13 protein-coding genes are annotated in these 13,411 nt (G+C 61.1%); 5 read left to right on the top strand and 8 right to left on the bottom strand.

The features are described 5' to 3' along the window. Positions 1-102: 102 nt before the first annotated feature. From murJ to HMPREF2698_RS08420, 3 genes are read right to left on the bottom strand one after another with little or no spacing between them, the layout of a single operon-like run. Positions 103-3,345, bottom strand: a complete 3,243-nt coding sequence (gene murJ, locus HMPREF2698_RS08430) for a murein biosynthesis integral membrane protein MurJ (RefSeq protein ID WP_070563677.1) — start codon at positions 3,343-3,345, stop codon at positions 103-105. Between the two features lie 8 nt (positions 3,346-3,353). Further along, entirely contained in the window at positions 3,354-5,507 is a 2,154-nt protein-coding gene (locus tag HMPREF2698_RS08425; protein ID WP_070563674.1) for a hypothetical protein, read from the bottom strand. Continuing rightward, complete coding sequence (locus HMPREF2698_RS08420) at positions 5,504-6,106, bottom strand: NUDIX hydrolase (RefSeq protein WP_070563671.1); 603 nt, start codon at positions 6,104-6,106, stop codon at positions 5,504-5,506. Before HMPREF2698_RS08420 ends, HMPREF2698_RS08425 begins: the two co-directional genes overlap by 4 nt. 28 nt (positions 6,107-6,134) lie before the next feature. Between HMPREF2698_RS08420 and HMPREF2698_RS08415 the strand changes: the two genes are divergently transcribed. From HMPREF2698_RS08415 to HMPREF2698_RS08400, 4 genes are read left to right on the top strand one after another with little or no spacing between them, the layout of a single operon-like run. Further along, the gene (locus tag HMPREF2698_RS08415) at positions 6,135-7,568 is read left to right on the top strand and encodes a CCA tRNA nucleotidyltransferase (protein WP_070563668.1); all 1,434 of its coding nucleotides are present in this window, start codon (positions 6,135-6,137) and stop codon (positions 7,566-7,568) included. Positions 7,569-7,570: 2 nt separating this feature from the next. Next, the gene (locus HMPREF2698_RS08410) at positions 7,571-8,170 is read left to right on the top strand and encodes a YqgE/AlgH family protein (protein WP_070563666.1); all 600 of its coding nucleotides are present in this window, start codon (positions 7,571-7,573) and stop codon (positions 8,168-8,170) included. A gap of 35 nt (positions 8,171-8,205) precedes the next feature. After that, on the top strand, positions 8,206-8,907 hold the full coding sequence (locus HMPREF2698_RS08405) for an AzlC family ABC transporter permease (RefSeq protein ID WP_070563663.1): 702 nt from the start codon (positions 8,206-8,208) through the stop codon (positions 8,905-8,907). After that, positions 8,907-9,239 (top strand): branched-chain amino acid transporter permease, encoded by a 333-nt coding sequence (locus HMPREF2698_RS08400; protein WP_070563660.1) that lies wholly within the window; start codon positions 8,907-8,909, stop codon positions 9,237-9,239. Before HMPREF2698_RS08405 ends, HMPREF2698_RS08400 begins: the two co-directional genes overlap by 1 nt. Here HMPREF2698_RS08400 and HMPREF2698_RS08395 read toward each other — a convergent pair. From HMPREF2698_RS08395 to HMPREF2698_RS08375, 5 genes are all read right to left on the bottom strand, one after another. Continuing rightward, positions 9,236-9,544, bottom strand: a complete 309-nt coding sequence (locus tag HMPREF2698_RS08395; RefSeq protein ID WP_070521880.1) for a hypothetical protein — start codon at positions 9,542-9,544, stop codon at positions 9,236-9,238. The two genes, HMPREF2698_RS08400 and HMPREF2698_RS08395, sit on opposite strands and share 4 nt — an antisense overlap. 6 nt (positions 9,545-9,550) lie before the next feature. Beyond that, positions 9,551-10,510, bottom strand: coding sequence for a bile acid:sodium symporter family protein (locus HMPREF2698_RS08390; RefSeq protein ID WP_070563657.1), 960 nt, complete (start codon positions 10,508-10,510; stop codon positions 9,551-9,553). Between the two features lie 78 nt (positions 10,511-10,588). After that, on the bottom strand, positions 10,589-10,960 hold the full coding sequence (locus tag HMPREF2698_RS08385) for a Rieske (2Fe-2S) protein (RefSeq protein ID WP_070521874.1): 372 nt from the start codon (positions 10,958-10,960) through the stop codon (positions 10,589-10,591). Between the two features lie 52 nt (positions 10,961-11,012). After that, positions 11,013-11,237, bottom strand: coding sequence for a hypothetical protein (locus HMPREF2698_RS08380; protein WP_070563654.1), 225 nt, complete (start codon positions 11,235-11,237; stop codon positions 11,013-11,015). A gap of 223 nt (positions 11,238-11,460) precedes the next feature. Next, positions 11,461-11,925, bottom strand: a complete 465-nt coding sequence (locus HMPREF2698_RS08375; protein ID WP_070563651.1) for an SdpI family protein — start codon at positions 11,923-11,925, stop codon at positions 11,461-11,463. 157 nt (positions 11,926-12,082) lie between these two features. Here HMPREF2698_RS08375 and HMPREF2698_RS08370 point away from each other — a divergent pair, with 157 nt between their 5' ends. Then, entirely contained in the window at positions 12,083-13,318 is a 1,236-nt protein-coding gene (locus HMPREF2698_RS08370) for a dicarboxylate/amino acid:cation symporter (protein ID WP_070563648.1), read from the top strand. Positions 13,319-13,411 lie beyond the last annotated feature (93 nt).

Below are 13,411 nucleotides of genomic sequence, written 5' to 3'. Positions count from 1 at the left end.
ACCCGAAACCTGCAGGTGGGCGTCGTCAAGCGCGTGGCGCGTCTGAGTCAGCGAGCAGGGAGTTTCGGGATCGAGGTCTGGGGAAATGCGTGAGGTGGTGGGTTAGTTGGTTGGGATGCCCACCAGGGTGGCCTCCTTCAGTGTGACGGAGCCGGACTTGGGCATGTCGGTGAAGACGATGAGGGCGCCGTCGAAGGCCACGGGCTTCTCCTTGAGCTCGATGTCTTGGCGCGCGTTGGTTAGCGTGCCGTGTGCGAGCTCGGTGAGCTTGCCGGAGTCAGGATCCGTGGGGTCAAAATCCTTGGTATTAACGCCATAGACTTCGTACTTGGCGCCGGTGGACTTGCTCTGCTGAAGCGGAAGCGCTCGGAGTTGCGTGGGCTTGTCAATGCTGAGCAGGAGTCCAGTGTCTGCCTTCTTCGTGGACCATGAACCAGAAACTTCCTTGCCCTCCGGAACGGAGGTGGTCTTGACGTCCTTCAGGAGCACCGGCGGCACGTTGGGGAATGAGGTTTCAGTCGTCGATTCGCTCTTCGTCACCACTGGGGAAGTCTTCTCATTACCCACATGAGACAGGATCCACACGCTGAGCGCGGCCATCGCCACGACGAAGAGGGTGGCCAGCGCGCCTAGGACGATGATGCCGGAGCCAGAATAGCCGCGGCCGCCGAAACCCGGAGCGGGGCTCGGGTCCTCCTTGCGCGGGGTCTCCTCCACTGGAATCTGGAGGGTCTCCTCGCCGTCGTCGCCATCGCCGGCGAAGGCCGCCAAGCGGTTGGCGATGTCCTCGAGATCGGAGTCTTGGCCCTCCTCGGCGTCGGCAGCAATCTCCTGTAGCACCTCCGGTGTCGGACTGGTGGATTCCACGAGGAGCGAGATGGCGGAGGCCAGCGCCGAGCGGTCAGTCTCCTCATCGTTGCTGTGCAACACCGCGGGGAAGGCCAGGGTGGCAATGCCCTCAGTGGAAATGCGGATGCGGTTGCGGTTCTCAATTCCCAGCACGAGGCCCGCCGCATGGGCGGCAGCCGTGGTGCGCACCAGCGGGACCAAGGCGTGGGCGACGGCGCGCGGATCGAGGTCTTCATCCTCCGACACCGTCTTCAGGGAGGTGCCCTCCACCCAGTCCGCCACGACGAGGCAGCCCTGGCGGTAAGACAGGATGTCGATGTTCTCCGCCATGGCATCCAGTTCCATCTCAGCCAGGCGGCGCGTGGCGCGGGAGACCTCCGCGGAGCGGCGGGCGGCTACCGCCGGGGTGGCCGGTGCCATCGGAGCCTCGCCCGTGGTGTCCACGAATGTCAGCGATACAAGGCGGCCGGTGGCCTGCTCGCGCGCCTTCCAGAAGCGGGTACCCGCGGCGGAGCCGTAGTCCTTGAGGAGGCGGAAGCGGCCATCGGAGACCGGGGCGCCCGGCACCAGGCGTGGACCGCGGACGATACCGGCAGACATCGGCGGCGGTACCGGCGAGGAGTTGAAGGCATCCACGCTGAAGATCGGCTGGATCTCCAGCTGCTCTGGGGCCTCGACCTCGATGGCCTCGGCATGCTCGATCTTGATGATGCGGGACATGCCGGGGATGCGCTGCAGCTGGCGGCCAAGGTTGATGACTTCCGGCAAGCCCGAGCGCGAAAGCACGATGCCGGTGACAGCCACGAAGATGAGGCCCGCCACGGCAAGCTTCAGCAGGTACACGAACGGCGGCACCTGCTCCGGGAGCACGAGGTTGATGACGTAATTGATGACGAAGGCCACCACGAGGCCCACGAGGGAGGCCAGCACTGACCAGATAGTCGTCGCGATAACCGCGCGGCCACCCAGGCTGCCCAGCTTTCGCTTGAGCAGGAAGCCGCCGATCACCGCGCCGGCCACGAAGCCGAAGCCATTGGCAGTGCCCAGAAGGACGACCACGCGGTCGGGGGAATCCGCCACGTGTGGGGCAAGCAGGGAGAGCACCGACTTGGTGAGCGTGATGCCGGCGATGATAAACGTCGGCGTCCACGCTTCTTCGCGGGCGTAGAAGACGCGCAGGTGCAGCAGCACGAGGGCGTATGGGATGAGGGTAAAGGCAGAGAAGCTCAGCGTGAGGCCGAGTACCTCGGCCGCCTTGGCGTTGAAGGCGCCGTATTGGAAAAGGCCGCGGGCGATCGGGATGCCGAATCCCGTCATGAAGATGACGATGGGAATCAGGGCGATAAACGTCAGCTTCGTGCCCAGCGTGAGATCCCGGACCACGGCCTTGACGTCACCGTCCGCGGCGTTGCGGGACAAGCGCGGCATAATTGCGGTGAGCAGCGTGACGCCAATGACGCCATAGGGTACCTGCAGGAGAAGCCATGCCTGCTGGTAGATAAACGGCGCTTCTTTGTCCGCATGGGCCGCCACGCGGGAAGTGATGACGTAACCCAGCTGGGAAACCGCCACGTAGGCCACGATGGCCATGGCCATGCCGCCGAACTGCTTGAGGCGGTCATCTAGGCCCCACAGCGGCTTGAGGTTAATGCCCGCCTTCTTGAGATAAGGGAAAAGGATGAGGCATTGCACCACCACACCGGCCGTGGTACCTAGGGCTAGGAGCAGCACGTGCCGGTCCGTGATCGGCGAAGGCGCATCGGGATGCAAGCTGCCCGGCAGCAGCTGGTAGGCCACGAGCACCGTGATCGAGATGATGTTATTGACCACCGGTGCCCACGCGCCTGGCCCAAAGATGCTCTTGGTGTTGAGCACCGCTTGGAAGAGCGCGAAAAGCCCGTAGAAGAAGATCTGCGGCAGCAGCAAGTAGGCAAAGGAGGTGGCCTGCACGGCATTGACCTCGCCGTCCTCCGGCAACATCATGCGTGTCAACTGCGGGGCAAAGATACAGGAAAGCACCGTGATCGTGGCCAACAGGGAGAAGGCCAGCGTGAAGAGGCGCCGGACAAAGTCCTCGCCACGGTCAGCGTCTTCCTTTTCCGCGCGTACCAACACGGGCACGACGAGCGAAGTCAGCACCGCGCCCAGCACGATCTCCGTGATGAGGTTGGGCAGCTGGTTCGCCGTGGTGAAGGCGGAGGAAATAGCCGGGCCGAGCGACGAGCCGATGAGCACGTTGCGGATGAATCCCGTGATGCGGGAAATCATCGTCGCAATGGCCATGGAGCCGGTTGCGCGAACGACGGCGCCGTCGGAGTTCTTTTCGCCGGAGGGCTCACTCGAGGCAGCGGCTGCCTTGCCCTTCAGTCCCGAGCGGTCCTCGAGTTCGTCGTCGACAGCAACGACGCCACTCGGCGCGCGCTTTTCCGGTACCGGCGCCGGCGGCGAAGGCGTGACAATGCGTCGGCGGGCACCAGACTTAGGTTCATGTGTCATTGAGAAAACTATCCGTGAGACTTCTTTTTCTTCCACTTACCCAGCCGGAACAATGCGGCAAGGACGAGGGCGAGCGCGGCGATCGCGCCGACTCCATAGACGCTAACGATACCGGCACGCGTCTGCACCGTGATATCGATTGGATCCGATATGAGGTGCTCAGATGGTGTTGCAAGCCATAGGCGCAACGACATCTGGTCAACGTTGCTGGGCAGGTCAGCGGTCATGGACACGGTAATAGATCCCTTGGCCGGGATGTGAATCAAGTCCTGCGTGTTCAACGTGGCGCCGTCGGGGGCGTCGTAGGCTAGGTGGGCGTCGACAGGCAGCGGCAGGCCGTTCTCCGCCACGATGAGCAGCGGTGATGACTCCGAAACGCGGGTAAAGACGTTGCCCGGCGGGATGAGCGCCACGGAAGCGCGAAGCTCGCGGAGCATATCCGCGTTTTTCTCCAGCCGGGCGCGGCTCCGCTCCACCGAGGATGGAAAACCGTGGATGCTGGAGCGTTCGGTAGCGCTGAGCGCCGTGAGGAGATCGCGGCGCAGGGGCGCCGTGAAGTTATAGCGCGTCATGGCGATACCGGGATCGTTGACCATGATGGACATCAGCTCATCGGTATAGCGGGCCTGCTGCGTCACCTGAGTGATCTCGGCGTCGTGGAAAGCTGCGGGATCTGGGTAGGGACTTCCAGGGCTGCCGCTGCCGGGCTCGATGGGCAGCGCGGCAACGGGACGGGGCTCGAGGCGCCCGGAATTGAGCAGGCGCTGCGCTGCTTCCATCACCGCGCGCGCGGCGGCAGGGTCCTGGAAGTTCGGCAGCTTGGCCACGGTCTCCTCTTGCGCGGACGCCACGCTTATCGACGCCCCCGCCGTCAACGCCCTCGCCTGCTCCGAATCAATCGAAAAGTCGTAGCGCAGCTCCGGGTTGGAGTACCCAGTGGTCTGCGGCTTGGAACCGGTCTGGGCCAACAGTGCTCCGAGGGAGGCATCAAAGGTGGCGGCCTTGCCGGCCCACTCGGAATTATCCGCCACCAGCAGCGGGACGGGCATCGCGTGCTCGCTTGTCCCTGAGGCCGGTGCGGTCAGTGGCGTGCTGAGCGGGGCGCCGAGGACGCGCTCGATGGTGTCAGCGCCCTGCTCGACGGCCTCGTGGGTGAGCCACTCGTTTCCTACCTGGGCCACGGCATCGGTGTCTGCGTTAGCCCACGGCATGAGCATGCGGCAGTCCACCTTCTTCAGTTTCTCCAGCCACGCGGCGGCGTCTTGGGCGCCCGCGCCCGGCTTGCCGCGATTGGAATCGGTGCTGCTAAACCAGGAATCGCGAAGGCGCGTGGGGTGTTTGGCAGTGGAGGGGCGGGTCTCGTTGACGGTGTAGCCGGCGGACATGCGGTCGGCGGCGTCGACAAGCGCGGGGTCCAGGGCCACGCAGCCTGAACCGTGCAGATCATGCTGCAGGTAGGCGTCGAGCAGCTGATCGAGGCGCCCGCCCGGTGAGAGCTGTTCAGCGAGCTGCTCGCTTTCTAAGATGAGCTCTTCGCCGCCGGTATCCCCCGGCACGACGTCGACCTGGGCGGTGAGGGGATAGATCAGTGAGAACTCGTGTTTGCCGTCGTCTTCTGCGTCGGGCGTCGGATCCTGATTTCCGCCCCTGAAATCCAGGATTGTCCGCTCTTCTGCAAAACTCGCGGCCTGGCCGTCGCGGGTGCCGGTGAGCGTAAATAGGAGCGGGTAGGCGCCGGGATCGGTGATGGCCAGCGTGGAGTCATCTCCCAACGCGGTGGGAACCTGAACGGTTACGTCGCGACTCTCCCCCGGCTCCAGTGCTCCTGCGCCGAGCGAAGCCCCATAATAAGGAAAGGATCCCGCAGCGAGCTCTTGGCGGGCCTCCGTCGTGGAGTTCACAGCATTGCTGCGCCGGGAGGTTATCTGCAAGTCATCAACGGCGCTATCCGTCGGGTTGTGGATGCGCAGCTGGACTTTAAGCGTCTCCCCTACTCGCGCCTCCGTCGCGCTGAGCAAGCTGAGTTCGAGCTCATCGGGGCCGCGGGAGCCGAGCCAATAGTGGGAGTCGTTGCTCTCGGCGTCGGGAGTTTGTGCCTGGGCCACGGGGACGGCGCAGCCCACCGCCAGCGCCGTGATGGCAACCGCTGCGCGCCAACTCACCGCGGAGTCGCCTTTCCTGCGGCAGCTTCCTTTCGCGCGAGATCAGGGAGGAGGTCGTGGGCGATGCGGGCCAGCTTGCGCTCGTCCGCATAGGCAAGGTGCTCGATGAGCTCGGAGACCGGGATCCAGGACACCTCGGTGACCTCCGGGTCCTCGTCATTCATGATGCCGTCCACGAAACGCAGCAGGTGGTGGTGCACGGTCTTGTGAATGCGCACGCCATCGGAGACGAACCAATAATCAATCATGCCCAGGTCCGCGAAGACCTTGCCGTGGATTCCGGTTTCCTCCCATACTTCGCGCTCGGCGGTGAGTTCCTTGGCCTCGCCGTTTTCCACATGGCCCTTCGGCATGGACCACAGCAGGCGCCCGCGGCGGTCCAACCTGCCGATGAGTGCCACATAGATTTGGGACAGGTCGACGTTGCTGTCTTCGTCGACGGCCTCCGCCAATCCGGACACGACGAGTCCGCCTGCGGACGTCTCATCCCGCGTGGTCATGCGGTTGGTGGACGTGCGCTGGGGGCGTCCCGTGCGGTGGTTCCGGTGGCCCGCGCCCCGCCGGCGGCGGCGCTTGGACCCTGGCGTGTTCTTAGTCATCCCTGCTAATCGTAGTAGACTTCGATCCGTGAATTTTCAGGACACTCAGCTAATCGGCGTTCTTGCTCGCGCGGACGCCACCGTCGCCCAGCTCAGTGGCCTCCTCAGTGGCCTGGTGGAACGCTTCGCGCTTCACGATGCCCCCCTCTACCTCGTCGGCGGCTCCGTCCGCGATGCCCTGCTCGGCCGCCTGGGCAATGACCTCGACTTCACCACCCCGGCCCGGCCCGACGTGGTGTATTCGATTCTGGAGGAGTGGGCCGAAACCGTGTGGGATACCGGCATTGACTTCGGTACGGTCTCGGCGGCCTATAAGGGCCAGCAGATTGAGATCACCACCTTCCGCTCTGATAGCTACGACGGCGATTCCCGCAACCCCGAAGTGGTCTACGGCGATACCCTCGAGGGCGATCTCGTGCGCCGCGATTTCAAGGTCAATGCCATGGCCATCGAGCTGCGCCCAGACGGCACCCGCGAATTCCACGATCCGATGGGCGGACTCGAAGACCTAGCGAACCGCATTCTCGATACCCCGGATGCGCCGGAGATTTCCTTCCACGATGATCCTCTTCGCATGCTCCGCGCTGCGCGATTCGCGGCGCAGTTGGAGTTTGACGTCGCCCAGCGCGTGCGCGATGCCATGAAGGACATGGCCGCTGAAATCCAGCGCATCACCGTGGAGCGCGTGCAGGTGGAGCTCAACAAGCTCATCTGCGGCACCGCGCCGTGGAAGGGTATTGACCTGCTCGTTGACTCAGGTATTGCGGACTATGTGTTTCCGGAGATCCCGGCATTGCGCATGGCCCCCGACGAGCACGCGCAGCACAAGGACGTGTACGCGCACTCGCTGACTGTACTTCGGCAAGCCATGGAGCAGGAGGAAGACGGTCCCGACCTGATCCTGCGGTGGGCTGCCCTGCTCCATGACATTGGCAAGCCGGATACCCGCGACACTACCGACGGCAAGGTCAGCTTCCACCACCACGAGGTTGTTGGTGCCAAGCTCACCCGCAAGCGCCTGCGCAAGTTGAAGTTCCCCAAGGCCACGACGGAGGACATCGGCCAGCTGGTCTACCTGCACATGCGTTTCCACGGTTTCGGCGATGGCCAGTGGACCGATTCCGCCGTGCGCCGCTATGTCACCGATGCCGGCGATCTTCTCCCGCGCCTGCACAAACTTGTGCGCGCCGATTGCACCACCCGCAATGAGCGCAAGGCCCGCCGCCTCCAGCGCATCTACGATCAGCTGGAGGAACGCATCGCGGATATCGCGGCCAAGGAAGACCTCGCCCGTGTGCGCCCAGACCTCGACGGCAACGAGATCATGGAGATCCTCGGCCTTGAACCCGGCCCGGAGGTAGGCAAGGCCTGGTCTTACCTCAAGGAGCTGCGCCTCGAAGAAGGCCCCTTGGAGCGCGAAGTTGCTATTGCGAAGCTGCGCGAGTGGTGGAATTCTAGATAGGGATGTACGCAGACAGACTTTTCAACGCCCTTGAGCGCAATGATCCCGCCCCTGGCCAGCTCCTCGTGGCGGCTCCCGACACTCTCGCGCCCCAGTACAATCGCTCGGTCATCCTCATCACCGAGCAGCATGCGGGGCGCACGTATGGAGTGGATCTGACCAAGCGCTCCGAGGTCGCGGTCTTCAACGTCATGCCGGAGTGGCTTCCTGTGGTGGCTAAGCCGCAGGCCCTCTACATCGGCGGCCCGCACGACCAGCAGGCTGCCATCGGCGTGGCGCTGACCAAGCAGGGCGTCGACATCGAGAAACAGCCTTCGTTGAGCCGTCTCGCCCCACGGGTGGCACTCGTCGATCTGCGCGTGGGTCCCGATGCCGTCACCGAACTGGTGGAAGGTATGCGCTTTTTCGCCGGTCATTTCGAGTGGGGACCGGGCGAACTCGATGAGGAAATCGATCGCGGTGAGTGGTACGTGGCCCCTGCGCTGCCCCAGGACGTGGTCTCCTCCGGATCAACAGATACGTGGTCAGACGTCATGCGCCGCCAAGCTATGCCCCTGCCGTTGTTTGCCACCTTCCCGCGCTATATCGATGAAGATAATTAGAGTTCCTCTCCACCCTCTGCGCTAACATCTCTGCCATGCGTGCGGAGATCATCAAGGCAATACGGACCTGCATGCCCATCGCCGTGGGGGTGGTGCCGCTGGGCCTCGCCTTCGGCGTGCTCATGGTCCAGACCGGTTTCGACTGGTGGGGGACCCCCATCTTTTCTATCGTTATTTACGCTGGTTCGATGGAATTCCTCGGCATTTCCATGGTGACCGGCGGCGTGACGCCCGCCGTTGCCGCGGTGACGGGTTTCATGGTGAACTTCCGCCACATCTTTTATGGGTTAACCTTTCCGCGCGATGAGATTCGGAATCGTTTCGGCCGCGCCTATTCTACGTACGCGCTGACCGACGAATCCTATGCCGTCCTCTCCGCCTTTCCCCGCGGCTCGCGCCCGAGTGGTGCATTTGTCTTCACCGTGCAGCTTTTCTGCCAGGTGTTGTGGGTTGTCTCGGGCATCATTGGTGCGCTGGCAGGCCAGGCTATTCCGCCCTCGGTGAAGGGTCTGGATTTCACCCTCGTCGCCTTGTTCATTGTCCTAGCGATTGATTCCTTCCAGAACAACAAGGATTACTCGCTTCCGCTGTCTGCTGCGGTCCTGGGTGTCCTCGCGGGCTTTCTGTTTCCAGGGCAGCTACTCATGGTGGCGCTGAGCGCCTACTTCCTGCTCTTGGTGGTGCGCTACCTTTCCCCTCGTGTCGACAGCGCGATGATTCTACGCAGGGAGTCCTAATGCCAGCTGGAGTAACCCTGCTCAGCATCCTCGCCGTGCTTATCCCCGTCGGGGTGGTGACGGTTGTTTTGCGCTGGCTTCCCTTCGTCTTTGTGAAGGCCCTAAAGGATAGCCAATTCATTAGCATGCTGGGCTTCACTATGCCCGTGGGTGTGATGACGGTCCTGGTGGTTTACACCTTGTTTAGCCAGACCCAAGACACGGGAAGCTTTGTGGCTCCTCTTGTAGGCGCCGCGGCTACTGCCCTGCTGCATCTGTGGCGCCGCAACTCCGGCTTGTCCATCTTCGGAGGCACCGCCGTGTACATGCTGTTGGTGAACGTGGTGCTTTAAAAGTCCCCGTAGAGGGCGATGGCCTCTGTCCACAAGGAGTGGAATTGGAAGGCGTCGATAAGCTCGGCGTTGATGTCGGGGAATGCGTCGTAGGTGTCGGGGTGTGGAACCACGCGCTGTGGGACCTCGGCATTGCCCACTGAGGTCTCCGGTGTTGCAGCGCCGACGATGGAGTCATTCGGAGCGAGGGCGATCATGCGCAGCATGGAGCAGGCCTCAGCGTTGATTTCCTCAAGCTCCGCGATGTGTGTGGCGGTGCCGACCTCCGGGATGGTCATGGTGGTGCGAACATAAAGCTTTTTCATGTGCTCTCACTCTCCCCGGGCGTAGCGTGCCGCCATAGACGCGCAGATCATCAATTGGACCTGATGGTAAATCATGAGGGGAAGGATGAGCAGCCCCAACGAGGTGCCGCCGGAGGCAAAAATCACCGAGGCCATGGGTAATCCGGTGGCCAGGGATTTCTTTGACCCGCAGAACTGAATAGCAATGGTGTCTTCTCTGTTGAACCCCAGCTTCTGGCTGACCGCCTTGGTGAGCCAGAGCATAAAGAAGACAAGCGCGGCGGAAAAGGCAATCTGGAATAGGATTTGCCATACGCTAATCGACGCCCAAATCCCGTCCACCATTCCCTTAGAAAAGGCCGCATAGACGACCATCGCGATGGAGCCTCGGTCCACCACTTTCGTGGCTTTGCTTGCTGCGAGTTTGCCCACCCATTTTCTGGTGAGCTGGCCGAGCACGAAAGGTAGGAGCAGAAGAACAGAAATCTCAAAGAAAACAGAGCTATCGATGTGAATCCCATCGCCGGCCCCCATGAGTGCCATGACGAGCAATGGCGTAAGCAGAACTCCAGCGAGGTTTGAGGCAGACGCAGAGACGATTGCTCCGGGAACATTTCCGCGGGCGATCGAGGTAAAGGCTACCGACGATTGCACTGTTGACGGTACAAGCGTGAGGTAGAGAATTCCCAAGTAAAGATCGTTTGGGATGAACGCGGTGAGCGGGCGCAGTGCGAGGCCGATGATTGGGTAGACCACAAAGGTAAACGCCAGAATAGTGAGATGGAGCTTCCAGTGTTTGATCCCGTTGATGGCTTCGCGCGTTGAGAGTCGGGCGCCGTAGAGGAAGAAGAGAAGGGCGATCGCTATATTCGTGAGGACATCGAAGCTGTCTGCAAAGCTTCCCCGCGCGGGAAAAGCAATAGCGATTGCGACGGCGCACAGGATGAGGACGATGAGGGGGTCGAGTCTTTTTAGGCGCTCAATCATAGAAGAGAGTCTAGACGCCCCTCACGGTTTCACGTGAAACATCTTTTCAAACCCCCCCTGAGTCTCCGGGGATATCCATTAGGCGGAGACGTTTTTGACTGTTCCCCCGTTGTTTTCCACTCCGTACTCAGTGAGCGGTTTAGGGCTGGGGCCGCCGGTGACTTCGCCGCTGCTGAGGTCAAAGCTTGAGTAGTGGCTCGTGCACGTGGCGGTCAAGCCTTCAATCTTCGTGATGAGGGAACCCTGGTGCGGGCAGGTCTGCGAATATGCTTTGAACTCTCCCTCGGTGGGTTGAGCGAAGATCACCTTGTCCACAATGATGGCGGAGCCAACGGGGATTTCCGTCGCTGCGACTTCCGCGGAAGGTTCCTTACCGCAGGCGGCGAGGTAGGCCCCAGCAAAGGTGGTCGCAGTACCGAGCAGGAAAAGGCGGCGTGAACACGTAGTCATGTGGATTACTCTATCTGATTCGTTGGCTGTGTAGGGAGAGGACAATGTGCTGTTAGCTAAGTTTGCCGTCCCACACGGGAAGCTCCTCTTCCCTGCTGCCGCTGAAATCGTAGGCACCGTATGATGTGCCGACATCGCTATAGATCGTCCCAGCTTCGTTGTGTGCTCCGCGACGTTCTCCGGCGAGTGCATACGTGGCCCCCGCGCCGAGGATGCTGAGGCTGAGCGCTGTTGCAGCGACGAGCCGTAGCGCTTTAGTTTTGGTGCTCTTGGTCATGAACACGATCGTGCGCCGCCCGACTCCTGTTGTCACGTCACACTGCCGTGTTCCCACGCAATTGATGTTTAGCTCTCAGTGCTCGCACAGGACAAAGAAAGGTGGCCACACCAATCATCGGGTCTACCCGGCGTTGAGCTGGCCACCTAAAATATAGTTTGTGATGAAATCATATGGGGACTTCTGTTTGCCCAGAATACGTCACTGTGCTGAAAAAGCCGCTCTAGTCTCGGCCCGTTTTATCGGCGTGTTGTGCTGCGGCACGGATCGCGGAGACGTCGACAGCCGGCGCCTCTCCCCCGCAGCCGCCGTCGCCACAGTTGCAGGAATCGCCGCAACCATCGTCGTCTTTATGGGCTTGGTCCCACAGGTAGGCCGCGCGGGCACCCATGTTGGAGCCGATGGAGAGCGCGAGGACAGCTACGACGGCTGTGAGTGCGGGGATTAGCCACATCCAACCTTCAGCGCGAAGCGCGATAACGCCACCGAAAACGAGAGCGATCCCTCCCAGGAACCAGAACGGGCCCGCAAGAGCGTGGGCGTTGTCCCATGCCTCCCGGGTTTTGCGGATCTCTGCGAGGCGCAATCCAACAACACTGTTGCCGGGGAGTTTACGGAGTGTGGCAAGGCCGCCGACGATGATGAGGACCGCGGCAAGGACGAGGAAGATGATTCCGACTACGAGCATGCGTCTAAGTCTATCCCGCCTCCTAGCTAGCGAGAAAGCTGGTTCAATTTATTCGTTTCGTGCTGTAATATACATTTCGTGTCGCTTGGTAGATAAATAAGCGTTTATCGCCGGGCGAGAAACTCGTAGTGGTATCAACCATAGAAAAGACTCAATCATGACATTCAAGAGTGTTCTCAACTCTCTGCTGTTCAAGATCCTCGTAGCGATAGTCTTGGGCATCATAGTTAGCCAATTTGCGCCGGAATGGTTCGGCAGGGCCTTCGCAACATACAACGGACTGTTCTCGAACTTCCTTGGCTTCTTCATCCCCATTCTCATTCTTGCTCTCGTGGCACCGGCAATCGCGGGCCTCGGTCGCGGTGCCGGCAAGTGGCTGGGTATTACTGCCGGAATTGCGTATGGTTCCACTATCGTGGCAGGCCTCGTTGCCTACGGTTTGACCCAGGTCCTGTACCCCACGTTGCTTGGTGGGCAGACGCTCAACACTGATGTGGCTGACATCGATGCCGGAGCGCTCGAGCCCTACTTCACCGTTGAGATGCCGGCTCCATTCGAAGTTATGACGGCGCTGCTGTTGTCCTTCTGCGTTGGCGTGGCGATGACTACTGTGAAGTCCGATAATCTTTACGCGATTACCAAGGAATTTGAGAACGTCGTCATCAAGGTGATCTGGGGCTTTGTGATCCCCCTCCTGCCGTTCTATATCTTTGGCATGTTCCTCTCCTTGGGTATGAATGGCAATATCGGGACGGTCCTCGTTGCCTTCGCCAAGGTTCTTTTGCTTGCGGTCCTCATGACGCTGGTTTACCTCGTGCTTCAATACATCATCGCCGGCGCAATTGCGGGTAAGAATCCATTCCGCGCATTGAAGAACATGGCACCGGCCTACTTTACCGCGTTGGGTACTTCTTCTTCGGCGGCGACGATTCCGGTGACGCTGGACGCCACGTTGAAGAACGGCATTTCCAAGCCCGTTGCTGGCTTCGTTATTCCCCTCTGTGCGACCATCCACCTTTCTGGTTCGATGATCAAGCTGACGTTGTACGCCTTCGCGATTGTGTACATGGCTGATGGTATGGAAGCAGATTTGGGTAAGGCCTTGGGCTTCATTCTTCTCCTTGGAATCATGATGATCGCGGCCCCCGGTGTTCCGGGCGGTGCCGTGATGGTTGCCGTTGGTCTGTTGCAATCCAATATGGGCTTTGATGATTCGATGGTGGCACTGATGATTGCCGCTTACATCGCTATCGATTCCGTGGGTACGGCCGCGAACGTTACTGGCGACGGCGCTATCGCCATGATTGTTGACCGTTTCGCTCGTAATAAAATTGATGGGTTGGAGGCCGAGGCCGACGCCTCTGCTGCCGACGAGGAGCTCAGCAAAGCTTAGGTTTCAAGCTTAGGTTTCACGTGAAACCCTGAGAGCTTCCCCCCTCCCCTAGCTTGCGTTCCATTTCTGGTCTATACGTCTAGACCAATCAAT

The sequence above is a fragment of the Corynebacterium sp. HMSC072A02 genome, from assembly GCF_001810085.1.
Lineage (GTDB): Bacteria > Actinomycetota > Actinomycetes > Mycobacteriales > Mycobacteriaceae > Corynebacterium > Corynebacterium hesseae.
This window is presented reverse-complemented; position numbering and strand designations above follow the sequence as displayed.